Below are 24,101 nucleotides of genomic sequence, written 5' to 3' on the forward strand. Positions count from 1 at the left end.
AAACACTTTTAAAACCTAAAATGACTTTATAAACCGTTTTAAATGTGTCATAATAAAGGGGAAGTTGTCATGTTGATTATTAAGATAAGAAGGAAAAATTATGATTTTACAAATTGCTTTTACGCTTTTAGTAGGCCTTCTGGGCGGAATAACCGCTAAAAAACTCCAGGTTCCGGCACCGTTTATGATTGGCAGTATGGTTGCTGTGGCTATTTTTTCAATCATTACCGGACAAATGAAGATGGAAGCATCCATAAAAATCTTTGCTCAGATTGTCAGCGGCGCCTATATCGGTCAGCAAGTTTCAAAAAAAGATCTTCTCAATCTTCCCAAACTGGCCGTATCCATCGCCTCTTTGATGATACTGTTTACCATCAACATGATACTGATAGGCTTTGTGTTTATCCTATGTTTTAAAATGGATGCCGTGACAGCCTTTTTATCCTGCCTGCCCGGCGGGATTGTTGATGTGTCTCTCATGAGTATTGACATGGGAGCGCAGTCAGATATTGTTGCCACCTTACAGTCTGCCAGACTGGTGGGGATTCTAATCATTCTGCCCATGTGGGTTGCCTTTATCACTAAACGCTTTGCCCCTGAAGATCAAAAACAGGAGCCGGTTCTTTCTGCCTCTGATCTGGTAAAAGATGATACAGCTGAAGAAGAGCCTGACAATAAGCGGTCTTTAAAAGAGGAGTGGCTCAATAATGCCTTTATTTTAGCGGTTGCCAGTATAGGCGGTTTGATTGGGATGTGGCTGGATATTCCGGTCGGTGCCTTAATCTTCTCTCTGATTTTTTCCAGCATTTTAAAGATTACTAAAAACACCGTCCAGCTGACAAAGGCTATCCGCTATATAGCTCAGGTTTGTGCTGGTTCGCTTATCGGAATTAATTTCACGCAAAAAAGCCTGATAGAATTAGTCCATTTAATTATACCGATTATTTTACTGCTAACAAGCTATCTCATCATTAATGCTTTCTTTGGTTTTGTCATGTATAAGAGAGGTATTTTAGATTTGCAGTCTGCTCTTTTCGCTTCATCACCGGCCGGCGCAACAGATATTTCGCTGCTTGCTGGAGAATTAGGCGGTGATATGCCTAAAATTGCAGGGATCCAAATCAGCCGTACCCTGTACACTGTTATTGTTATGCCTATTTTAGTCAGGTTTATTGTCCATTTGCTCTAAGCATTCAAATAAAAGATGATTAAAAATGCAAGATGCTGAGGTTTTCGCCTCAGCATGTTTGTTGTGGTTTACAAAGGATAAAGACAGCCTGCCGTAGAGCACGACACATCAAAGAAGATTTTCTAAAAAAGCGAAGTAGAAGGTCAAAGACAGCAAGTCGGCAGAGCCTCCAGGACTTAAGTGCCGCTCAATCAGCTTTTGGTTGTAAACAGTCATTTGGTTAGGCAAATCTGCAGAAGGAGTCGTTTCTAAGAGGGACTTAGACTCCTCTTTGACCGTTTTCCATGCTGCGATCCCGCCGCGGTGAATCAGATTGCCGTCCTCAACAAAGGTCATCAGGTAAAGCAATAGCTGCAGCTGTACCGTATGATGATCTTTTCCCTTTGCCAGCTCCTGCCTTAAAAACGGCAGGGCTTTTTGGGTAAGCGAAGCATAGCCGCCGGCAGCTTCGCCGCGAGGGCCTTTAATACCATGCTCGAGGAAGAGCCGCTCGCCATGGGTTAGCTCAGATTTCTTTTCTAAATGGCTTAAATCCTCTTCTACCAGCTCTTTGGTCATATCGGCAGCTAGGGTACAGACAGCCTGAGTGTCGGCAGAACTGAAACAGGTCTTTTCCTGCAGCAGATGAGGATGCTTGGCTAAATAAGCACCCGTAGCACCGAGCAGCAGGGCTAAGGAAAAATTAACTCCCTTGTGGGTATTGATGCCGTGAGTTGCAGCAAACATGGCTGATTCAGCTTTAAGTCCCAAAAGTCGAAGACGGTGAAAGAGCTCGTGGGGAGCTTCGTTATGATAGGTCCAGCCTGTCTGAATGTAAAGTCGAAAAAAAGGTTCAAGTGCCATAATGCTGTCTGTGAAAGTATAAAAATCCATATCATCATGGGCACCTGTATCATAGCGGTCGACCAATCCAGGTTTAGGGGACAGTGCCAGTTCATACAAGAGAGCCTTGACAGCCAGACTGCTAACATGTTCAAGCTTTTCGTTAATGGTGTCCATCTTGGCGGCTTTCCATTTGCTGCAGAATAAATTCCAGAGAAGAGTTCAGGTGTTCGTGTGTAATCAAAGTGATTTGTTCAACGTCTCTGTTGCGCATACCGCGATAGATAATCCAGTGCTCTTTTAAAGCACGTTTACGTCTCTCTACAGAGCCAATGGAGATTTCCCTGAAATACCTCAGATAGGTCTGCAGTTCGGTCACAATTTCTCTCAGGCGCAGCATCTGACTTTTACGGTAAATGAGGTCGTTAAACTGGTTAAAGTTATCCAAGATTGTTTCGATATCGCCATCATCAATAAACCCTTCACAGTCAGTCAGAATCTTTTTCATCTCTGCGAAGTCTTCCTCGTTCATCAGATACATGGCCTTGGTTGCAGCCAGAGTATCCAGAGCCTTGCGGATGTCAAAAATCTCGATAGCATCTTTTAAGGAAATGCCGCGAACAATGATACCGCGTTTAGGAATATGCTCAACCAATTTTTCTTCCTGCAGAACTCCCAGAGCATAGCGGATCGGTGTTCGGCTGATATTGAGAGCTGTTGCCAGCTCTTTTTCATTAATGCGAGAGCCGGCAGGAATCTCGCTTAGGATAATCGTTTTTCGCAAGGCCTCATAAAAAGCGATTTTCAAAGGAACATTCTGTGATAAATCTAAATTTTTTTTCACAGCATTTACAACTGAATTCATGAATTCTCCCCGTTTTTTAGTCTTAATTTTATTATACCGAAAATACTTAACTTTTTCCAAGATATTTAGAAAAAGGACTTGAGCAAATGCTCCAAGTCCTTAAGAAAATCAGTTACTGCAAATAAGCTGCGATTTTTTCTTGTTTGCAGTTTTTATTGCGGAATGTAGAATGGCAGACGTCCGATAAGCAGGATCGTTACAATAAAGATGACGAACACTACAAGCGCATATTTAGCGGATTCTCTTTGCCATTCGCCCATATCCAAACCTGTCAAACGAAGCAGCAGGTAGATAAAGGCAACCAGCGGACTCAATAAGTGGAAAGCTTGTCCCATCAGGGAAGCCAAGGCCATGGCCATATTATCAAATCCGTATTTAGCACCAGCTTCGGCCAAGACTGGCATGATACCGTAGTAGAAGCCGTCGTTTGAGAGGAAGAAGGTACCCGGTGCAGAGATAAGAGCAATAACCACACCCCAGAAGCCGGCCAGCTGTTTTGGAATAATTGTTGTAAAGCTTTGAGCCAGAGCACCAGCCATACCAGAACCTTGGAAAAGTCCCATGAAGATACCGGCAGCAAATACCAAGATAACAACTTGCACAGCATCGCCGCCGTTTTCACCGATCCGTTTTGATTGATCTTTCAGTTTAGGATAGTTGACCATCAAGGCGATACAGGTACCGACCGCAAAGAGGAAGAGCGATGGCATTTCGATAGCTGGGATGAAGGATCCGGCAACCAGCCAGGCGATTAGGATAATGGTCAAAATACCGTTGAATACAAAGTTTTGAGGACGGCGAATTGCCATTGTGTCAGGATCGTTAGTTTCGATCAGGGCTGAAATTTCAGCTTCAGATAACTCAGTGACACCTAAGCGTTTGCGTTCTTTTTTACCCATGCTTCTAGCAACGAAGAAGATGACATAAAGCAGTGACAATATCATACCAGGTGCCAGATAACCTAAAATTTCAGAACCGACATTTAAAACGGACATGGCACGAGCTGTAGGTCCGCCCCAAGGAAGCAGGTTCATGATAGTGTTTTGCAGGATAATCAAGACACCGAGGTTCATGATCCTCATGTTCAGCTTTTTGTAGATAGGAAGAAAGGCTGAACAGCAAATAAGAGTGGTTGTTGTACCATCACCGTTAAGGGAAACAGCAGCTGCAACGACAGCAGTGGCCATCAAAACTTTCATTGGATCGCCCTTAGCAAAGCGAATCATTTTTTCCGTAATAGGATCAAAGAGACCGGCATCCAGCATCAGTGAGAAATACAAGATGGCAAACAGGAGCATAATCCCTGTGTTAGCCGTATTACTGATCCCATATAAGATCATGGGGCCAATAGCTGTCAGATTGTTTGCTATTTTATCGTCCCCCAGGAATTCGACAAAACTTTGGTCAGCTTTAAAGTCTGCGACTCCTGTCAGAATAACAATAATAGTAGCTACCAGAGGTACTATTACCAATGCCGTGAAAGGCGACATTTTCTTCTTCATGACGACATACATGAAGACGATAATCATAGCATAAGCTAAAATTGTTAATAACATAAGTTATCTCTCCTTTTTAATCTTTCTTATTTAATTCCAATAAAAAACACAGAATTCAAATAAGAAGCAAGATTTTTTTGTACAAGACTAGTATAAGTGAAAGCGCTTAAAAAAGGAATAGTCTTTCCTAAGAAGAACACAAAAAAAACATTTTGAAAGGGCTTTAAAAAAGAACACAAAAAAGCCATGAAAATTCCTAAATCCAGTATATAATAGGCTTAGAAGCATTGTTTCGGCAAGAATTATTTGCCCTCTGCACAGATAAATAGAAAGGAGAAACAGATGGGTCTTTTTACGCGATTGTTCAATAAATCACAGGAACCTGTTGAAAAAGTTAATGATAATAATTTTGAAAATAATTTGAATTCTTTTCAGGCTGAATGGGAACCTATTCCTGCTTTTATCCCGGCCGATAAATCTGATTATCAGCTGGTCAGTGTTATTGCGACAGCCATTGCAGCCGGTGATTATCCTGACAGTCAGTTTGTTGTTAAAAAGATTTTACAGCGCAATCCCGAAGCCTTAAAAGTTTCAGTGATTGCAGCCAGTATCGCAGCTGGGGAGTCTTCGGACAGCCAGTTAGCTGTTAAAAATATTTATCAAAAGAAATAAAAAAGGAGGCATTTATTAATGTTACGTAAATTTAAAATCTCAGTGGACGGCAAGGAGTACCTGGTCGAAATGGAAGAAATCGGCGGAACACCGGCACCAGCAGCAGCTCCGGCAGCGCCTGCGGCTCCGGCACCTGTTCAGGAAGTGCCAGCAGAAGCACCGGCTCAGCCTAGTCCGGCACCAGCTCCGGCGGCTGCACCTGCCAGCGCTGATGCTATGGCGGCTCCAATGCCCGGAACCATTCTGAAGATTCTTGTCAATGTGGGTGATACAGTTGCTGAAAATCAGCCATTGATGATTTTGGAAGCCATGAAGATGGAAAATGAAATTGTAGCCGGTTCAGCCGGTACCGTTTCAGCTATCCATGTGACACAGGGTCAGGTTGTCAATGCTGGCGATGGCTTAATCACAATCGCTTAACACAAATTATAATTAGAAGGAAGTGAGTTTGTGGAAACTTTAATTTCAGGAATTACATCCATTACACTTCCCCAGGTGATTATGATGCTCATTGGAGCTACTCTGATGTATTTGGGGATTAAAAAGGAATACGAGCCAACGCTTTTAGTGCCCATGGGACTTGGAACGCTCTTGGTGAACTTTCCCGGCACAGGGGTTCTGACTCAGGTTGTCAACGGCGTCAAACAAGAAGGGGTCTTCGACATTCTCTTTAAATTCGGGATTAATACAGAACTTTTCCCTCTGCTGATTTTCATCGGAATCGGAGCTATGATTGACTTTGGTCCCCTGCTTCAAAACCCATTCATGCTGCTCTTTGGAGCGGCAGCGCAGTTCGGGATTTTCTTTGTTGTTGTCGTGGCCGTTATGGCTGGATTTGATATCAAAGAAGCGGCTTCAATCGGTATTATCGGTGCAGCAGACGGTCCAACATCCATTTTCGTTGCCAATCAGCTGGCGCCTAACTTGTTAGGCCCGATAACCGTTGCAGCCTACTCATACATGGCCTTGGTTCCAATTATTCAGCCCTTTGCTATTAAATTGGTGACAACAAAGAAAGAACGTCGGATCCGCATGACCTACAAGGCCGAAAATGTTTCAAAACTGACAAAAATTCTCTTTCCGATTGTCATCACGGTTGTTGCCGGCTTTATCGCACCAATTTCCCTGCCTCTGGTTGGCTTCTTGATGTTCGGTAATCTCCTGCGTGAATGCGGCGTTCTGGACAGACTGTCACAGACAGCGCAAAATGAATTGGTTAATATCGTCAGCATCTTGCTGGGCTTGACTATTTCAGTGAAGATGCAGGCTGATTTATTCCTTAATGTGCAAACCCTGCTTATCATCTTGTTCGGCCTGGTTGCTTTCATTATGGACTCTGTCGGCGGTGTTCTCTTTGCTAAAATTTTGAACATCTTCCGCAGGAAAAAAATTAATCCAATGATTGGTGCAGCTGGTATTTCAGCCTTTCCAATGTCCAGCCGGGTTATCCAAAAAATGGCGACAGACGAAGATCCTCAAAACTTTGTTCTGATGTATGCAGTCGGAGCCAATGTTTCAGGACAGATCGCTTCTGTCATTGCCGGCGGTTTGCTGCTGTCATTCTTTAGCTAACAGCCCCAGTGAAAGGAGAGGTAATAGTATGAATATGGAACATTTGCTTCAAGCCTTTGAATTAATGGGCTTGGGGATGGCTGGTATCTTTATTGTTTTAGGCATTTTGTACATTGCTGCAGAAGTCCTTATCAAATTGTTTCCGGTTGATAAATAACGGTAAAGACTTATCAAGCAATCTAATATTATTGCGACACCCGTGAGAGCTATCTCACCAGCGCCGCATATCAAAATATATGAGGTGAAATTATGGATATCAAACAAACAGCTGTTGCAGGTTCGCTTGAGTCAAGCGATATCATGGTAACAGTAAACCCTAGCGATGCTGAAGGCATTACTATCCAATTGGAAAGCAGTGTTGAAAAGCAATTTGGTCAACAAATTCGTAAAGTTATTGAAGAAACGCTCAAGCATTTAGATGTGAAAGCAGCAGCAGTTGAAGCAGTTGACAAGGGAGCTTTGGACTGTACTATTCAAGCTCGGACAATCGCTGCCGCTCACCGCGCCGCTCAAGTCGAAGCTTACAACTGGAAGGAGATTGACTCATGGAACGTTTAAGAAGAACAATGATGTTTGTCCCTGGTGCTAATGCGGCTATGCTAAGAGACGCTCCTTTATACGGAGCTGATTCGATCATGTTTGACTTGGAAGATTCTGTTTCCCTTAAGGAAAAAGATACTTCCAGAGCTTTGGTTCATTTTGCACTTAAGACTTTCGATTACAGCAAAGTAGAAACGGTTGTTCGCGTCAATAGTTTAGAGAGCTGCGGTGCTCTGGATATTGAAGCGGTTATCCTTGCCGGCGTTGACGTTATTCGCCTGCCAAAAACAGAGACTGCTCAAGACATTGTTGATGTTGAAGCGGTCATCGAAAAGGTTGAACGCGACAATGGCATTGACATCGGCCGGACTAAAATGATGGCGGCTATTGAATCAGCTCAGGGTGTTCTTAATGCTCCCGCAATTGCCAAAGCTTCAGATCGCTTGATTGGTATTGCACTGGGTGCTGAAGACTATGTGACAAACATGAAAACCCGCCGCTATCCTGACGGACAAGAGCTGTTCTTTGCTCGCAGCATGATTCTCCATGCCGCGCGTGCAGCTGGAATTGCAGCGGTTGATACCGTTTATTCAGACGTCAACAACCCAGAAGGCTTCCAAAACGAAGTGCGTTTGATCAAGCAATTAGGATTTGATGGTAAGTCAGTCATCAATCCTCGTCAAATTCCGCTGGTCAATGAAATTTATGCGCCAACGGAAAAAGAAATTCAAAACGCTAAAGAAGTTGTTTGGGCAATTCGTGATGCTGAAGCCAAAGGTTCCGGAGTCATCTCGCTCAAAGGTAAGATGGTTGATAAACCAATCGTTGAACGGGCAGAACGTGTCATTGCTTTAGCAAAAGCTGCTGGATTGCTTACTGAGGAGGATATTTAAGATGGTAAAAAATAAATTAGGTCGCGATATCCCTCAAGAATACGCTGAGCGCTACGGTGTATTCGAAGGAGAACTTGCACATATTAAGGACTACAAGGAATCAAGCCGACACGTTAAGCCGGTAAAACCTTCTGATGACAAACTCTTGTCTTCTATCCATGAGGCTATTGAAAAAACCGGACTTAAAGACGGCATGACTATTTCTTTCCACCATCATTTTCGTGAAGGCGATTATGTGATGAACATGGTGCTGGATGAAATCGCTAAAATGGGTATTAAAAATATTTCTATTGCCCCAAGTTCTATTGCCAATGTCCATGAGCCTTTGATTGACCATATCAAAAACGGCGTGGTTACTAACATTACGTCCAGCGGTCTGCGTGACAAGGTGGGCGCTGCCATTTCAGAAGGGATTATGGAAAATCCTGTTGTTATCCGCTCCCACGGCGGCCGTGCTCGAGCTATTGCAGCAGACGACATCCATATTGATGTTGCCTTTCTGGGTGCTCCAAGCTCTGATGCTTACGGCAATGCTAACGGAACCAAAGGAAAAGCAACCTGCGGCTCACTGGGCTACGCCATGATCGATGCCAAATATGCAGACCAAGTGGTTATCATTACAGATACCTTGGTACCTTATCCCAATACGCCAATCAGCATTCCGCAGACAGATGTAGACTATGTTGTTGTGGTTGATGCCATCGGAGATCCTGAAGGTATTGCCAAAGGGGCAACGCGCTACACTAAAAATCCTAAGGAACTTTTGATTGCCGAATATGCTGCTAAAGTGATTACGAACTCCCCTTACTATAAAGAAGGATTCTCTTTCCAAACAGGTACCGGCGGAGCTTCATTGGCTGTTACACGTTTCATGCGCGAACAGATGATTAAAGACGGTATCAAGGCTAATTTTGCCCTCGGCGGTATTACTAATGCCATGGTAGAATTGCTGGAAGAAGGTCTGGTTGACAAGATCATGGACGTACAGGACTTTGACCATCCGTCAGCTATGTCTATGGATCGCAATGCTGAAAAACACTATGAAATTGATGCTAATATGTACGCATCACCGCTTAGCAAGGGTTCTGTTATCAATCAATTGGATACCTGTGTCCTGTCTGCTTTAGAAGTGGATACAGATTTCAATGTCAACGTTATGACCGGTTCAGACGGTGTTATCCGCGGAGCATCAGGCGGACACTGTGATACAGCCTTTGCTGCCAAGATGAGTTTGGTTATTTCACCATTGGTTCGCGGACGCATTCCTACTTTCGTTGATAAGGTGAATACGGTTATCACACCAGGAACCAGCGTGGATGTGGTCGTTACAGAAGTTGGTATTGCTATCAATCCTAACCGCCCTGACCTGATGGAACACTTTAAAGATTTAAAAGTGCCGCAGTTCACTATCGAAGAGCTGAAAGAAAAAGCCTATGCAGTCGTTGGCAATCCGGAACCTATTCAATACGGTGATAAGGTTGTCGCTCTTATTGAATACCGCGACGGCAGCTTGATTGATGTAGTGCACAATGTCTAAACCGCTGAGCAGTCAAACCGTTTTTGACGGACCGCAAATAGACTTAGAAGATATGATGGCTGCACGAGAAAAGCGCAGTTTCAGACAAAGAGATCTTCTTGAGAAATATAAGGAGCAAAGCTTGCTTTGTCTGACCATGAACATCCCCGGTCCTGTAAAGACATCTCCGGCATTAAATCAAGCTTTTGAAGAGATTGTCACAGACATCAGGCATGAGCTGACTAAAGATACTGTCTTTGATCATCTCTTGATGTCTGATACGGGCTGGGAGTACTATCTGATAAGCAGCCTGCCTCCGGAAACATTAAAAAGAAAAACGATTGATATAGAAACCGCAAAACCTGTCGGACGCCTGATGGACTTAGATGTTCTCTCTCTTAAGGATGGCTATGTTCAGCCAATCAGCCGGCAGGACCTGGGGTTTCCTGCAAGGCAATGCTATATCTGTCATGAGAATGCTAAGGTCTGCGGGCGCTCGCGCAAGCATAGCATTGAAGAAATGCGGTTAGCTATTGTTAATCTGCTCAATCAAAATTAAATACAATTAATCTCGGACCAAAGCAAAATTTATTTTCTCTGTCCGAAAAATCTGATCGTTTTGACACGGTCTTTGTATCTTACGAATCAAGTTTGGACTGCAAGCTGTGCAAAAAAGATAGGTTTGCCCGAAATCTCCAGTGATTCCCCGTCAAACATCTTATTTTTATCTTGCTTGCTTAACGTCCTCATATCTCATGAAAGGAGTAGAAATGACAAAAATCCGTATTACGGAGACGGTTTTAAGAGATGGCCAGCAAAGTCAGATTGCAACGCGCATGACGACCGAAGAAATGCTGCCTGTTCTCAAAACCTTAGATGAAGCCGGCTACCACGCTTTAGAAATGTGGGGCGGCGCCACCTTTGATTCCTGCCTTCGCTTTTTAAACGAAGATCCATGGGAACGGCTGCGCACCATTCGCAAACATGTCAAAAACACCAAACTGCAAATGCTGCTGCGCGGGCAAAATTTACTCGGCTACCGCAACTATGCTGATGATGTGGTAACTTCCTTTATTCAAAAATCAATTGAAAACGGAATTGATATTGTACGTATCTTTGATGCCTTGAATGATCCGCGCAACCTTCAGACAGCCGTTTTGGCAACCAAAGAGGCTGGCGGCCATGCACAAGTAGCCATTTCTTACACCACGAGTCCTGTTCACACCGTTGATTATTTTGTTGCTTTGTCGAAGCAATATGCTGAAATCGGCGCAGATTCTATCTGTATCAAGGATATGGCCGGTGTTTTGACGCCGCAGACAGGCTATGATCTGGTTAAGCGAATTAAAGAGGCTGTTGATTTACCTCTGGAAGTGCATACGCATGCAACCAGCGGTATTTCAGAGATGACCTATCTGAAAGTAGCTGAAGCAGGAGCCGATATTATTGATACAGCTGTTTCTTCCTTTGCCGGAGGCACCAGTCAGCCGGCTACAGAATCCTTAGTCATTGCTCTGGAAGAGCTCGGCTTTGAAACTGGCATTGATTTGAAAAAAGTCGAAGAAGCAGCAGCTCATTTTAATACTGTACGCGACCATTACCGCAAAGAAGGCATCTTGAATCCTAAGGTTAAAGATGTTGAACCAAAAACGCTGATTTATCAAGTGCCGGGTGGTATGCTGTCGAATCTGCTCAGCCAGCTGACCGAACAAGGCTTGGCTGACCGCTATGATGAGGTCTTAGCAGAAGTACCGCGTGTCAGAGCTGACTTAGGCTATCCGCCTCTGGTAACCCCGCTGTCACAAATGGTAGGAACTCAGTCTTTGATGAATGTTATTTCTGGCGAACGCTACAAGGTAGTGCCCAATGAAATTAAAGACTATGTCCGTGGGCTGTACGGCCGTCCGCCTGCACCAATTGCCCAGGATATTAAAGAAAAAATCATCGGAGATGAAGAGGTTATCACCGTACGGCCGGCAGATCTCATTGAACCTCAGCTGCCAATCTTACGTCAGGAAATCGCCCAATACGCTAAAAGTGAAGAAGATGTGCTCAGCTATGCATCCTTCCCTCAGCAGGCTAAAGATTTCTTAGGTCGCCGTGAAGATCCATTTTACGACGTACCTCTGCAGACAGTGGACGTCAGAATTGATTTCGATTAATGACCTTAACTTTAACAGCAATAAACCCTGAGAAAAAATCTCAGGGTTTTAAAGTTATAAATATATTTTACATAATTTAAATTATGTATCAAAGTTTGTCCAAAGCATTTTTTTGTTCGTCGTTAACGATATGTGTATAGAGGTCCGTTACCTGAGTGCTGGCATGTCCTAATTGGTGGCTGACTAAAACTTGAGACTTAGTCGCATCATAGAGCCTTGTAGCCAATGTGTGCCGCAATTTATGGGGCGTTACTCGAATTTTAAAGTCTTCTGAGTATTTGGCGACCATTTTTTCGATAGAAGAAGCGTCCATACGATTAGGAACACCGCGGTATTCTGACAAAAAGAAAGCAGTGTCAGTCTTTTCAGCCTTGTAACGCCTTTGACGGATGTTAATATAATTTTCTAAATAGGGCTTAGCAAAAGCCGCAACATTGACTGAATCTCTTTTACCGCCCTTACGGGTAACCTCAATAACCATCATTTTAAGATTGACGTCCTTTAGATCAAGGTTGACCGCCTCAGACAAACGCACACCGGAAGCTAACAGCAAAGCAATAATAGCCAAGTCACGTTCTTTATTTTTTCGGAAAGATGACAGAGCACGCTTGGAAAGTTTGTGCTCGTATTCACAATCTACGTATTCTAAAAATTCCATTGTTTCGCTGCCTAAAAAGAGTTTCTGCTTAATATTTTCAGCACGGGCTGCCAATGTTTCCTTTTTCTTTTTCGTTGAAACTTTTTTCATGACATTCCGATAAAAATAAGGTTCCCCGTCGGCATTTTCAACCTCCTCAGTCAAGTATTTGTACAGACTGGACAAGGCCGACAGCGTGCGATTGATAGTTGTCTGAGAAACGCCCTGACGTTTTGTATTCGAGTTTAACAGTGTTCGTTCCCGTAAATAAAGTATAAAGGACTCCATGTCTTTTTTACTGAGATTCTCCAGAGTCTCCAGCGAAATGTCAGCCAGTTTTTCAGCATCCGAAACACCAGCATCAATCAGCCATTCAAAGAAACGCCGATATTCTTTTAGGTATTCGTATAGAGTCGTAAAGCTGTATGGAATGGTTAATTTTGATTGATAGTAATCCAAAACATACCAGGGCATAAGTTCTTTTAGTTCCTCAATTTTTTCAAGTAAGAGTTCACGTCTCATTTTAATCTCCTAGGATATAAGCATTATATGTTAATAACAGAAGTATATCACACCTATATATAATTTTCAAGAAAATTACAGTTTTTCGGAAAGATGTTATAGGTTATCTTAACAACAAACAAAAAGAGAAAGTTTTCGCTTTCTCTTTTTAGCCAATCAATTTTAATTTTTACTAGCAAATAATTCTGTCTTGTGCTGATAATGTTTATACAAAACTGCATAGCGGCTTTTATAATCTTTTTTCCATGGTTTATCTTTACCGCAAAAATGTAAGAAAACAGTGTTCTTGATGACCCAATCAAGATCCCATTCTCCCAGACTGCGTGTAAAGTAAATGATATTGTACCTGGCATCGTAATTATAGATTTCATCGGGAATTTGGCTTGTTTTTGAGCCATAGAGAGCATTGAGAACATCTTGGTCGGGCAAAAGCAAGGTTCTTCCCTTTTTAGCGATATAATCCATGATAAGCTGACGGTTTATTTCCTGACGGCACTTCTCCAAGTTCATCAGCAAAATGCCAGTATTAAAATAGCTTTCTGCCTCAAAATTATTTAAACGCAGCTTATTGACAATATCTGTTATGCCCTTATCTGACACATGGCTGGCGGCAGCATATAAATTGCCGCCCATTTCCATCTGATAAAGAGAAACAATGTCATTCAGACAAAGGATATCAGCGTCCAGATAGAGAATCCTTGATAGATGCTGAGGGAGATACTCCTGAGCTAAAAGCCGGTAATAAATTGTCTCAGGATAGCGATCGCTGACCGGAGCGTCTTTGAAATCATCTTTGCTGATGACAACCGGCTCATAAGCAAGTCCCAGCTGACGGCAAAAAGCCGCAATTTCATCATGCCTGTTTAAAAGACCCTTTTGCAAGATATAAATGGTCAGATTTTTGCAAGAGCTGTTAACATATAAAGAATAGAGGGTTACCTTAAATTGGTCTACAAATCGGTCATCAATCGCAAACAAAAGATTAATATTTTCTGTTTCTTTTTCTTTCATAAAAATACAAATTTGGGGTGCTTCTCTCTAATCCAAATCTCGGTCAACCGGCTGAGGGCCGAAACTTTGTGAAGTCGGCATAATTTCAACGCGGTTAATGTTGACATGTTTAGGCTGCTGATAAACCCAGAGGACGGTATTGGCTATATCCTGAGGCTGAATGCTGTGAGCGCCTTGGTAGAGCTGATCAGCGCGCTCATCATCGCCTTTAAAACGCACGTTAGAAAATTCTGTTCCGCCGCAAAGACCAGGTTCAATATTGGTGACACGGACCTTGGTTCCAGCCAAATCTGCCCGCAAATTAAGACTGAACTGTTTTACAAAGGCCTTGCTTGCACCGTAAACATTTCCGCCTGGATAAGGATAGGTTCCGGCAGTTGACCCGATATTGATGACATGGCCGGATTTTCGCTCTGCCATAGCCGGCAGCACTTGGCGTGTCAGATAGGTCAGCCCGATGATGTTAGTGGCAATCATGGTTTCCCAGTCCTTAAAGTTGGCTTCATAAGCCTTATCAAGCCCTAAAGCTAAGCCGGCATTGTTGATCAAAAGTTCAATTTCTGACCATTCTGGAGGAAGACTTGCTAAAGCCTTGTCTATAGAGGCTGTATCTGTCATATCCATTTGTAAGGGATAAAAGTTTTCTCCTAAAGCTGCTTTAAGATCATTTAACTTCTCTAACCGTCTGGCAGCTCCGATAACACGGTATCCTGCTTTTACAAAGGTTTCCGCCATTGCCTTGCCAAATCCCGCTGAAGCGCCTGTAATCAATACTGCTTCTGCCATTTTCGATCTCCTTTGATTTTTTAGTTTTATCATAGCTATTATACCTTTTTTACCGGAAAATATCAGTGTACAGAAACCTTTACCTTATTTTTTCTAAAATAGGGGGTTTTATTTGTATGATTTTAATAGTATAATAGTTAATAATTAAGGAGGAATTTTTATGATTAGATTTGAACATGTTTCCAAATTATACGGGACCGCCCAAGCTTTGAGTGATTTGAACCTAACAATTGAAAACGGTGAAATTTTTGGTCTAATCGGTCATAACGGTGCCGGTAAAACGACTACGATTAATATGCTGACATCGGTCATCAATGCCAGCTATGGTGATATTTTTGTGGATGATTTAAAGTTGGCTGAACATCGCGATGCCATTAAAAGACGGATCGCCTATGTACCTGATTCTCCTGACATCTTCCTTAATCTCAGCGCCCAAGAATATTGGCTGTTTTTAGCGAAAATTTATGATGTTGATCCCAAAACAGCTGAAGATCGCATTGCTAAACTTGCCAGTCTGTTTGATATTTTTGACCGGCGCTTTGAGACGATTGAGAGCTTTTCTCATGGCATGCGCCAAAAGGTCATTGTCATCGGAGCCCTTATTCCTAATCCTGATATCTGGATTCTGGATGAACCGCTGACCGGACTGGATCCTCAGGCATCATTTGATTTGAAAGAGATGATGAAAGAGCATGCCCGTACCGGCCACACAGTTCTCTTTTCAACCCATGTTCTTTCGGTTGCCGAACAGTTGTGCGACCGCATCGGTATTTTACGGCATGGGAAGCTTATTTTTGTTGGAACTTTGGATGAATTAAAAGCTAATCATCCGGATAAAGACCTAGAAACAATCTACCTGGAACTGGCCGGACGCAAAGAAGAGCCAAAGGCAGGTGATGAGGCATGAGTTACAAAAATATTTGGGAAATGATAAAGATTAATATCCTTTATTCCAATCCCCAGGCATTGACCAATATCCAAAAAAAGCGTGAAAAGAACCCGGATAAACATTTTTCGGCCTATAAAACAGTATTAGGCCAGCAGCTTTTCTTAGTCTTGTTCTTTTTAGTCATCTACTTCAGCCTTTTCTTGGCAGTTGACTACTCTCAGTCAAGCGGGTATTTTTCCTTCCAAGTGGCTCTTTTCAGCATCATTGCTATTATTTCGGGATTTACGACACTTTTTGCGGTTTTTTATGAGAGTGATGATACCAAACTCTACCTGCCGCTGCCGGTCAAGGAAAAAGAGGTCTATTTTGCTAAACTCATTTCCTCTCAGGGCGGCAGCTTACCCTTTTTAATGCCGCTGCTGTCTCTTTTTATAATTGCTTATTGGCAGCTGACTCATTCTATCGCTGTCACTGTTGCTGCGACTGTCATTAACTTTCTGCTTCTGCTGCTTGCAACTAACTGCATGAGTATTATTCTGATTTATTTTATCGGACAGGTTTTAGTCAAAAGTTCACACAAAAAAATGATTTCGACAGTCCTGATGGTCCTATCAACGGTGGCTGCTGTCGGTACCATCTTTTACTTGCAGCTTACCGGCAATTCAGTGAACGAAAACGGCGCTGCTGCCCAAATGCCCAATATGCCTTATTTTAGAGGATTCTATGATGTCATCAAGAATCCTTTCTCAACAGCCAGCCTCTTAAATTACTGGCTGGGAATTGGGATAATAGCCATCCTCATAGCTTTTATTTGGCGCACCATTATATCCAATTATTTTGAACAGTTTTTGTCCATTCAGACAAATCAGCAAGTAACCAGAAAAATTACCAAAAAGGCATCAAATGACAGTCTCAGGCAAACTCTGATTAAACACCACTTAAACACGCTTAAAGATGCAACCCTGCTTGTCCAGAGCTATTTAATGCCCTTAATCTTTGCCGCGGCCTTTATCGGCCCTACTCTTTCCTCAGAGAATTCTTTTTTGGCAAACCTTGATTCGCGTTTCTTTGGTGTCGCGTTGCTCATAGGTATCATCATGGGGAATTTCATTTCCAGCCCCAGCAGTTTTTTGGGAGTTGCTATCTCCTTAGAAAAGAATAACTATACCTTTATAAAAACCTTACCGATTTCCTTTAAGCATTTTTTGCGGCAAAAATTCTACTGCCTTACTTTGCTGCAAATCAGTCTGCCAATTCTGATTTACTTTATTTTAGGAATTACCCTGCTGAAAATCCCTATTGCGCTGCTGCTGAGTTTTCTTCTGGGAATGGTACTGTCAAGCTTTGTTATCGGTGAATTAATGTACTGGCGCGATTATCGGCTTTTAACGCTTAATTGGCAAAATGTGGCACAGCTCTTTTCAAGAGGCTCCGGACAGTGGCTCTATATGGGAATTGTTTTTGGCAATTTGATTCTGGGAACCACCTTAGTCATTTTAGCCGTTATAATTTCCTTAAAGACGTCTATTTTGGGTGTGGGAGTCGGACTGACCGTGCTTGCATTGGCAGCCTTGGGAGCACTTCATTACTTTATCCAACAGCGCTTTTGGAAAAAATTTGACTAAAGCACTTACTTCTTAGGCTAATGCATCAAGCCATATTTTGGGATATAGATGAGCTTGTCCCTCAATAATAAGTATCAATATTTGATCAAGCACAAAACCCTCGCTAAGAGCATCATCCTAGCGAGGGTTTTTAGTTTTATTTTCATGTTTCTGTAGGTAACGGCGCAGCCATCATGGCTGTCTGCCCCGCTTTTTTGTATTAGTCGTTTTCAATGGTTTGTGCAGCGGTAATGATAGCCAGCTTATAAATGTCTTCAGCACTGGAGCCGCGTGACAGATCATTTACCGGACTGTTCAGCCCCTGCAAAATCGGTCCAATCGCTTCAAACATTCCCAAACGCTGAGCAATCTTATAGCCAATATTACCTGATTGCAAATCTGGGAAGATGAACACATTGGCATGTCCTGCAACATCACTGCCCGGTGCTTTGATAGCTGCTGTTTCAGGCACAAATGCTGCATCAAACTGAAGTTCACCGTCAAGAGCAATGTCCGGCTGAAGCTCCTTGGCAATACGGGTTGCTTCTTGAACTTTTTCAACCTGAGGTGCTTTGGCACTTCCCTTGGTTGAAAAGCTGAGCATAGCAATTTTAGGATCAATGTCAAAAATCTTTGCTGTATCTGCTGTATTGACAGCAATTTCAGCTAGTTCCTGCTCATTAGGATCAATATTGATGGCACAGTCGGCAAAAATTAAGCGCTGACTGGTATTTTCACGGTTCATAAGGAAAACACCTGACGTCCGTGAAATTCCCGGTTTGGTTTTTACAATTTGCAGAGCCGGGCGAACGGTATCAGCCGTCGAATGAATAGCTCCGGATACCATACCGTCAGCCAGCCCCAGTTTCACCAGCATAACGCCAAAATAATTGACGTCTTTAAGAAGTTTGTCAGCATCTTCAAGAGTAGCTTTACCCTTACGAATTTCCACAAATTCCTGTTTCATTTTTTCGAAATTAGGATATTCTTCAGGATTGATGACCGTATAATTCTGATCAGCAAAGCCTAGTTTAGTCAGCAAACTGCGGACATCGGCTTCATTTCCCAAAATAATGGGCTCAACCAAACCTTCAAATTTAAGACGGGCGGCTGCACGCACAACGCGCTCATCATTTCCTTCCGGGAAGACAATTTTGATATTTTTACCAACAACTTTTTCCCGCAGACTGCCAAATAAAGAACGAATACTCATTATATAAACCCTCTATCTCTTTTTTAAATCTATGATAACGCTATCAAAGTCATCTGTCAAGAAACTATTGTATTCCTTGTGTTCTTTTGAAAAAGGGTCTGTAAAGGCCAAATAATGACAGTGAAGCGCCTGCCTCTTAAGGCCATGGCTCATATCGCCGCCATAAAGGTCATCACCTAAAAGCGGAAAGCCGATATGCGCAAAATGCACGCGTATCTGATGGGTGCGGCCAGTATGCAGGCGAATATCAACTAAGTGCACATCTCCGTAACTGGCCACAATTTCATAACTGGTGTGGGCGTATTTACCTGAAGGATGGACACAGCGTGTAATAATGCTTTGATCATTTCTGGCGATAGGCGCAATAATTTCACCTTTTTCAAGCAGTTTTCCGCTGCCAGATACCAAGGCGTAGTAACGTTTTTCAATGCTTTTTTTCTGGAGCTGTTTGTCCATCCGCGCGTGAGCGTAACCGTGCTTGGCAAAGAGCATGAGGCCGCTGGTGTCCTTGTCAAGCCTCGTTACAATATGAATCTGTTTATTGGGGTAATCTCGTTCTAAATAATAGCCTTTGACAAAGTTAGCCATGGTATTGGAATGCAGTATGCTGGGAATGCTGGCATAGCCAGCCGGTTTATCCAAAACCAGAAAATGTTCATCTTCATGGACGATATTGAGCTCATGCTTGATTGGTTTTAAACTGTCGTGAGATTCCTCGTCAGGGATATCAATGGCTACCTGATCGCCTTCGCTGAGCAAATAAATGGCATTTTCTTCTTTGCCGTTGACCAGTATGGAACCGCCTTTGAATTTAATCTTGGCCAGCAGGGCTTTGGAGACATCATGTCCCTTTAAGAATGTTTTCACCTTTGTCTGCCGGTCTGCAACAAATTCAAATCTCATGAATCACAGTCTCCGATAAAAGAGTCTTTAACCCGTTCCCAAAAGCTGGTATGGCTTGGCGTTGCTACAAAACTGATTTTCCTGTGATCGATTTCATATTCAATCTTAGCGATATTTCGATGCGTATACGTTTTATTATCAACGGATAAAACATAGGAACCCAAGCGTTTGGGAATGATCTCGATCTTATCCTTCTTAGGAACAATGATCGAACTTCCCAAGGTTCTGAAAACACGATTGTTGAGACTGGAAATCTCTGTCAGCTGCAATGCTTCAATAGTCGGATGCAAAACGGCTCCGCCCAAAGATTTATTGTAGGCAGTGCTGCCGGTCGGTGTAGAAACCGAAATACCATCTCCGCGAAACCGTTCAAATTGAACATGGTTAATGATAACATCTGCGACCATTGTTTTCTCAAATCTTTTGACAGTTGCTTCATTCAGAGCTCTGGAAGTCAGCTGCCGTCCGTCACTTAAAGTCAGGGTAACTTTTAAAATTGGGTAAGAAACCTTTTCGCCCTTATCTGAGTGCAAATTATCCAGTAATTTATCAACTTCAAAATCACGATAATCCGTATAAAAGCCTAAATGTCCTGTATGAATGCCGACAAAGCGAACGCTGTCCAGATGCTTCTCGTACATATGAAAAGCCGACAAAAGCATGCCGTCTCCGCCGATAGTAATGACGATGTCGGGATTTTTCTTAGTCAGATAGAAATCATCATCATCTCTCAGAGCAGAGAAAAGTTTGCTGGCAACTCGCTTGCTTTGATATTTTCCGTTTGCAATTATGGCAACCTTCGTTGCCTTATCGGTAAAGTTCATCTGTGTCATCACTATTTCCTACACCATCATTTAGCTTTCTTTTTTCAGCATCAAATAATAACTGAGCTTCTTTGATATCATCGCGAATCTGCCGCATTTCTTCATCCAGCTGAAAAGCGATTCTGGCAGTCAGCTCTAGACGTTTTTTTATCTCATCCGGAAACTCACCGCGGTATTTATAGTTAAGAGAATGTTCAATAGTCGCCCAAAAATTCATAGCCAGTGTTCTGATTTGAATTTCAGCAAGAATAATTTTTTGACCGCTGATTGTATCAACAGGATATTCAATAACAACATGATACGACCGGTAGCCGCTGGGCTTCAAATTATTAATGTAATCTCTCTCCTGAACAATTTTCATGTCCTTACGCTGCCGCAGGAGCTCCAAGACATCATCAACGTCGTCAACGAACTGAACCATGATTCGCAGACCTGCAATATCCTGCATATCTTGGGCAAGATTTTCTTGCTTTATTCCTCGCAAAGTCATTTTTTCCTTGATGCTCTCAATCGGTTTGACACGGCCGGTCACAAATTCGATTGGCGAATGGCGGTTTTGCTTACGAAACTGTTTGCGAATTCCTCTGAATTTTATCTTTAATTCTCCGACTGCCTGGATATAAGGGTCCAGAAATTCTTCCCAGTCCATAAACTTTGCCCCCTTCCTTGTCAAAAATAAGACTTTTTTATAGAATTAAATCAACATCTTATTATACCATAATAAGCCAAACAAAGGAAAAAAGAATGAATCATCTGGAAATCGAATATAAAACGCTGCTGACCAAAGAAGAATTTAATTGTATCAAAGAACAAATGCCGCAGATTGAGCCGGTCACACAGACAAATTATTATTTTGATACGGACAGTTTTGATTTGAAAGCCAATAAAATGTCTCTGCGTATCAGAACTTTTACTGACAAGGCTGAGCTAACTCTCAAAGTACCCCAGAAAGTTGGTAATTTGGAATATAATCATGATTTGCTCCTGAGTGAAGCCGAAACAATAATCCGTACGCTGCAGCTGCCGGATATAAAAATTAAACAGCTGATTTCTCAGGCTGATATTGATGTAACTGATTTGAAGGTGCTTGGAAGCCTGACTACGGTGCGGCGTGAAGTCACCACTAAAATCGGTCTCATGGCTCTGGATTACAACCGTTATGCAGGGATTGAGGATTACGAACTCGAATTGGAAGTCTCTAATGCTCAAAAGGGTAAGGCAGATTTTGAGGCTTTTCTTCAAGCCAACCGTATTCAGTTTAAATATGCCAAAAGCAAAGTGGCCCGCTTTAGCCAGACGCTGCGCAAAAACTAAAGACCAAAAGCAGAAAATGTTAAAATCACCTGAAATTTCTCATAATATTTGGTAAAATAAAGATACTAATGTAAAGGAGCACTAAAATACCATGGCAGAACGTTACGCCGACAAACAAATTAAACTTTTTTCTTTAACCTCAAACACCGACATTGCCGAAAAAATTTCTAAGGCTGCCGGACTGCCGTTAGGGAAAATATCTTCTCGCAAGTTTTCTGACGGTGAGATCATGATCAACATCGAAGAAAGCGTTCGGGGAGATGATATTTATGTCATTCAGTCTACCAGCTATCCCGTAAATGATCACCTGTGGGAACTCTTAATTATGGTAGATGCCTGCAAACGTGCCAGTGCTAATAGTGTCAATGTTGTTATTCCTTATTTCGGCTACTCACGCCAGGACCGTATTGCCGCTGCCCGCGAACCAATCACAGCTAAATTAGTAGCTAATATGCTGGTTAAGGCTGGGGTTGACCGTGTCTTAACCTTAGATCTGCACGCTGTTCAGGTACAGGGCTTCTTTGATATTCCGGTTGATAACTTGTTTACCACTCCTTTGTTTGCTGAACATTACACTAAGCTGGGCTTGTATGGTGAGGACATTGTGGTTGTCAGTCCGAAAAATTCAGGCATCAAACGCGCCCGCAGTTTAGCTCAGTATTTAGATGCTCCGATTGCTATCATTGATTATGCTCAGGATGATGACTCCTCGCGCGAGGAAGGCTACATTATCGGTGATGTTGCCGGTAAGAAAGCTATTCTCATTGATGATATTCTGAATACCGGAAAAACATTTGCAGAATCTGCTAAAATTGTTGAGCGTGGAGGCGCTACTGAAATCTACGCTGTTGCCAGCCACGGATTATTCGCCAGCGGGGCAACAGAAATTCTGCAGGCTGCTCCAATTAAAGATATTTTGATTACAGATTCTGTCTGCACGCAACAAAAGCTACCTGATAATTTACATTACCTTTCTGCCAGTGAACTGATTGCAGATGCTATCATTCGCATTCACGAAAGACGCCCTGTCAGTCCATTGTTCGCTTATGACCGCAAAGGAGATGAATCCTAAACGTGATTTATTTTGATAACGCTGCAACGACTCCCCTGGCGCCTTCTGCTGCTCAGGCCATGACTGAGGTGATGACTGACATCTTTGGCAATCCGTCCAGTATCCATTCTTACGGCAGGGCTGCCAGCAAACTGTTAAGAGAGTGCCGGCAGAAAGTTGCTCAGGTGTTTGCAGTTCCAGCGAGAAATATTATTTTTACTTCCGGCGGAACAGAAAGCAATAACACTGCTCTTAAAGGTTATGCGCTTGCCCATCAGGCTCAAGGAAAGCATATTATTTCGACAGCTATCGAACATCATTCCGTTTTAAACAGTCTGCATTATTTGGAAAAACGTTTCGGTTTTGAAGTGACTTACTTAAATCCTATTGACGGCCGCATCTCTGTTCAGCAGGTTAAAGACGCTTTGCGTGAAGATACGATTTTAGTATCTGTCATGTTTGCCAACAATGAGACTGGAGACGTGTTGCCAATCGAAGAAATCGGCTGTCTTCTCAAAGATCATCAAGCGGCTTTTCATGTTGATGCCGTTCAGGCTGCAGGCAAGCTTCCCATCTACCCTAAGGATCTAAATATCGACTTCTTGTCAGCTTCTGCTCATAAATTTCACGGTCCTAAGGGAGTCGGTCTTCTTTATGCTAACGATTTTCATTTTGACAGTCTTCTGCACGGCGGTGAACAGGAAGAAAAACGCCGGGCCAGTACTGAAAATCTGATTGGCATCGCAGGCCTGACACAGACTTTGAGTGATGCTCAGGCTCATCAAAAAGAGCATCTGGAATATGTCGGCATGCTCAAAAAAATATTCCTAGAAGGCTTAGAGGGTCTTGATTACTATCTTAATTCTAACGAAGACGCCCTGCCCTATGTTATTAATATTGGCTTTCCTAATTATAATAACGGCATTTTGCTCACTCAGCTGGATTTGGCCGGCTTTGCGATTTCAACGGGTTCTGCCTGCACGGCAGGTACAGTTGATCCCAGTCACGTCCTAACAGCCAAATACGGTGCTGATTCTCCTCGTCTGCAGGAATCTGTTCGTATCAGCTTTTCAGATTTGAACAACCCAGATGAGACTAAGGCTCTGGCCGCAAAAATAAAGGAGATTGTAGAAAAATAAAATGGCTTTTGAAAAAACAGTAAATTTACCTGATTGCAAATACAGTTATACTATCAGTCCTAAAGTAAAAAAATTTACCTTGCGGGACACTGCTTTCACTCAAAACAAGCTGGGAAATTACGAGCTTAGCCGCCTTTTAGAAAAAATCCCTAACAGCGGTGACGGCTTTTCCCTGAAAATTACAATTAATAAGGATTTGACAGGCTTTAAGCTGACTATTACCGACAAATCCGGACTTCGTGCTGTCAATATCTTTAAATCAGCAGAAAACCAAATGATTCAGGATAAGTTTTATTTCCTAATGGATAGTTTGGCTGAACGCGATATTTTTGAGAAAAGCGAAAATTAAACTATTGCAGCGCAGCACTTCTGCTGCCTCTTTAGAAAATAAATAAAACAAGGGAGAGGGTGGGCTGAAACTTCGAAAAGCTATCGAAGTTTCAGCCCACCCTCTTTGTACACATATAAGTAAAATTGAAAC

26 protein-coding genes are annotated in these 24,101 nt (G+C 42.6%); 16 read left to right on the forward strand and 10 right to left on the reverse strand.

Features of this window, described 5'->3' with window-relative positions:
* Positions 1-100: 100 nt before the first annotated feature.
* Positions 101-1,189, forward strand: coding sequence for an AbrB family transcriptional regulator (locus BMI76_RS04715; RefSeq protein WP_075346445.1), 1,089 nt, complete (start codon positions 101-103; stop codon positions 1,187-1,189).
* A 108-nt stretch (positions 1,190-1,297) separates the two neighbouring features.
* Here the strand turns inward: BMI76_RS04715 and citG are convergent, their stop codons facing one another.
* The 3 genes from citG to BMI76_RS04730 form a co-directional block, all read right to left on the reverse strand.
* Complete coding sequence (gene citG / locus BMI76_RS04720; RefSeq protein WP_075346446.1) at positions 1,298-2,188, reverse strand: triphosphoribosyl-dephospho-CoA synthase CitG; 891 nt, start codon at positions 2,186-2,188, stop codon at positions 1,298-1,300.
* Complete coding sequence (locus BMI76_RS04725; RefSeq protein WP_075346447.1) at positions 2,175-2,876, reverse strand: GntR family transcriptional regulator; 702 nt, start codon at positions 2,874-2,876, stop codon at positions 2,175-2,177. Before BMI76_RS04725 ends, citG begins: the two co-directional genes overlap by 14 nt.
* Positions 2,877-3,028: 152 nt before the next feature.
* On the reverse strand, positions 3,029-4,432 hold the full coding sequence (locus BMI76_RS04730; protein ID WP_075346448.1) for a CitMHS family transporter: 1,404 nt from the start codon (positions 4,430-4,432) through the stop codon (positions 3,029-3,031).
* Positions 4,433-4,714: 282 nt separating this feature from the next.
* On the opposite strand from BMI76_RS04730, the gene BMI76_RS04735 reads away from it, so the two are divergent.
* The 9 genes from BMI76_RS04735 to BMI76_RS04770 all read left to right on the forward strand — a co-directional run bounded on the left by BMI76_RS04735 (position 4,715) and on the right by BMI76_RS04770 (position 11,727).
* The gene (locus tag BMI76_RS04735; RefSeq protein ID WP_075346449.1) at positions 4,715-5,044 is read left to right on the forward strand and encodes a hypothetical protein; all 330 of its coding nucleotides are present in this window, start codon (positions 4,715-4,717) and stop codon (positions 5,042-5,044) included.
* An 18-nt stretch (positions 5,045-5,062) separates the two neighbouring features.
* Complete coding sequence (locus BMI76_RS04740) at positions 5,063-5,464, forward strand: acetyl-CoA carboxylase biotin carboxyl carrier protein subunit (RefSeq protein ID WP_075346450.1); 402 nt, start codon at positions 5,063-5,065, stop codon at positions 5,462-5,464.
* Positions 5,465-5,494: 30 nt separating this feature from the next.
* Positions 5,495-6,616: a sodium ion-translocating decarboxylase subunit beta gene (locus BMI76_RS04745; protein WP_075346451.1), complete on the forward strand. Its 1,122-nt coding sequence runs from the start codon at positions 5,495-5,497 to the stop codon at positions 6,614-6,616.
* Positions 6,617-6,644: 28 nt separating this feature from the next.
* Positions 6,645-6,773: an OadG-related small transporter subunit gene (locus BMI76_RS10875; RefSeq protein ID WP_257615240.1), complete on the forward strand. Its 129-nt coding sequence runs from the start codon at positions 6,645-6,647 to the stop codon at positions 6,771-6,773.
* Between the two features lie 92 nt (positions 6,774-6,865).
* Positions 6,866-7,174, forward strand: a complete 309-nt coding sequence (gene citD, locus BMI76_RS04750; protein ID WP_075346452.1) for a citrate lyase acyl carrier protein — start codon at positions 6,866-6,868, stop codon at positions 7,172-7,174.
* Positions 7,162-8,049, forward strand: coding sequence for a citrate (pro-3S)-lyase subunit beta (gene citE / locus BMI76_RS04755; RefSeq protein WP_075346453.1), 888 nt, complete (start codon positions 7,162-7,164; stop codon positions 8,047-8,049). Before citD ends, citE begins: the two co-directional genes overlap by 13 nt.
* Before the next feature lies 1 nt (position 8,050).
* Complete coding sequence (gene citF, locus BMI76_RS04760; protein WP_075346454.1) at positions 8,051-9,586, forward strand: citrate lyase subunit alpha; 1,536 nt, start codon at positions 8,051-8,053, stop codon at positions 9,584-9,586.
* A gap of 4 nt (positions 9,587-9,590) precedes the next feature.
* Positions 9,591-10,124 carry a citrate lyase holo-[acyl-carrier protein] synthase gene (gene citX, locus BMI76_RS04765; RefSeq protein ID WP_180372829.1) on the forward strand — a complete coding sequence of 178 codons (534 nt, stop codon included), beginning with the start codon at positions 9,591-9,593 and terminating at the stop codon, positions 10,122-10,124.
* Positions 10,125-10,335: 211 nt separating this feature from the next.
* Positions 10,336-11,727 (forward strand): oxaloacetate decarboxylase subunit alpha, encoded by a 1,392-nt coding sequence (locus BMI76_RS04770; RefSeq protein WP_075346456.1) that lies wholly within the window; start codon positions 10,336-10,338, stop codon positions 11,725-11,727.
* Positions 11,728-11,815: 88 nt separating this feature from the next.
* Here the strand turns inward: BMI76_RS04770 and xerS are convergent, their stop codons facing one another.
* The 3 genes from xerS to BMI76_RS04785 all read right to left on the reverse strand — a co-directional run bounded on the left by xerS (position 11,816) and on the right by BMI76_RS04785 (position 14,683).
* Positions 11,816-12,886 carry a tyrosine recombinase XerS gene (xerS, locus tag BMI76_RS04775; protein ID WP_075346457.1) on the reverse strand — a complete coding sequence of 357 codons (1,071 nt, stop codon included), beginning with the start codon at positions 12,884-12,886 and terminating at the stop codon, positions 11,816-11,818.
* Positions 12,887-13,048: 162 nt separating this feature from the next.
* A complete protein-coding gene (locus BMI76_RS04780) occupies positions 13,049-13,897 on the reverse strand; it encodes a glycosyltransferase family 8 protein (protein ID WP_075346458.1) in 849 nt (282 codons plus the stop codon).
* 27 nt (positions 13,898-13,924) lie between these two features.
* A complete protein-coding gene (locus BMI76_RS04785) occupies positions 13,925-14,683 on the reverse strand; it encodes an SDR family oxidoreductase (RefSeq protein ID WP_075346459.1) in 759 nt (252 codons plus the stop codon).
* 160 nt (positions 14,684-14,843) lie between these two features.
* Between BMI76_RS04785 and BMI76_RS04790 the strand changes: the two genes are divergently transcribed.
* On the forward strand, positions 14,844-15,590 hold the full coding sequence (locus BMI76_RS04790; protein WP_075346460.1) for an ABC transporter ATP-binding protein: 747 nt from the start codon (positions 14,844-14,846) through the stop codon (positions 15,588-15,590).
* Positions 15,587-17,197 (forward strand): ABC transporter permease, encoded by a 1,611-nt coding sequence (locus BMI76_RS04795; RefSeq protein WP_075346461.1) that lies wholly within the window; start codon positions 15,587-15,589, stop codon positions 17,195-17,197. The genes BMI76_RS04790 and BMI76_RS04795 overlap by 4 nt, the downstream gene beginning before the upstream one ends.
* Before the next feature lie 199 nt (positions 17,198-17,396).
* On the opposite strand, the gene pta is transcribed toward BMI76_RS04795, so the two are convergent.
* The 4 genes from pta to BMI76_RS04815 are packed head-to-tail and all read right to left on the reverse strand — an operon-like array spanning position 17,397 to position 20,765.
* Positions 17,397-18,389 (reverse strand): phosphate acetyltransferase, encoded by a 993-nt coding sequence (gene pta, locus BMI76_RS04800; RefSeq protein WP_075346462.1) that lies wholly within the window; start codon positions 18,387-18,389, stop codon positions 17,397-17,399.
* A gap of 12 nt (positions 18,390-18,401) precedes the next feature.
* A complete protein-coding gene (locus tag BMI76_RS04805; protein ID WP_075346463.1) occupies positions 18,402-19,292 on the reverse strand; it encodes an RluA family pseudouridine synthase in 891 nt (296 codons plus the stop codon).
* Positions 19,289-20,125, reverse strand: coding sequence for an NAD kinase (locus BMI76_RS04810; protein ID WP_075346464.1), 837 nt, complete (start codon positions 20,123-20,125; stop codon positions 19,289-19,291). The genes BMI76_RS04805 and BMI76_RS04810 overlap by 4 nt, the downstream gene beginning before the upstream one ends.
* Positions 20,100-20,765: a GTP pyrophosphokinase family protein gene (locus tag BMI76_RS04815; protein ID WP_075346465.1), complete on the reverse strand. Its 666-nt coding sequence runs from the start codon at positions 20,763-20,765 to the stop codon at positions 20,100-20,102. Before BMI76_RS04815 ends, BMI76_RS04810 begins: the two co-directional genes overlap by 26 nt.
* Before the next feature lie 95 nt (positions 20,766-20,860).
* Here BMI76_RS04815 and BMI76_RS04820 point away from each other — a divergent pair, with 95 nt between their 5' ends.
* From BMI76_RS04820 to BMI76_RS04835, 4 genes are all read left to right on the forward strand, one after another.
* Complete coding sequence (locus BMI76_RS04820) at positions 20,861-21,430, forward strand: CYTH domain-containing protein (RefSeq protein WP_075346466.1); 570 nt, start codon at positions 20,861-20,863, stop codon at positions 21,428-21,430.
* Positions 21,431-21,521: 91 nt separating this feature from the next.
* A complete protein-coding gene (locus BMI76_RS04825; protein WP_075346467.1) occupies positions 21,522-22,502 on the forward strand; it encodes a ribose-phosphate diphosphokinase in 981 nt (326 codons plus the stop codon).
* A 2-nt stretch (positions 22,503-22,504) separates the two neighbouring features.
* Positions 22,505-23,620 carry a cysteine desulfurase family protein gene (locus tag BMI76_RS04830; protein WP_075346468.1) on the forward strand — a complete coding sequence of 372 codons (1,116 nt, stop codon included), beginning with the start codon at positions 22,505-22,507 and terminating at the stop codon, positions 23,618-23,620.
* 1 nt (position 23,621) lies between these two features.
* Positions 23,622-23,969 (forward strand): DUF1831 domain-containing protein, encoded by a 348-nt coding sequence (locus BMI76_RS04835; RefSeq protein ID WP_075346469.1) that lies wholly within the window; start codon positions 23,622-23,624, stop codon positions 23,967-23,969.
* Positions 23,970-24,101: the final 132 nt, after the last annotated feature.

It is taken from the genome of Streptococcus sp. 'caviae' (genome assembly GCF_001937065.1).
GTDB lineage: Bacteria > Bacillota > Bacilli > Lactobacillales > Streptococcaceae > Streptococcus.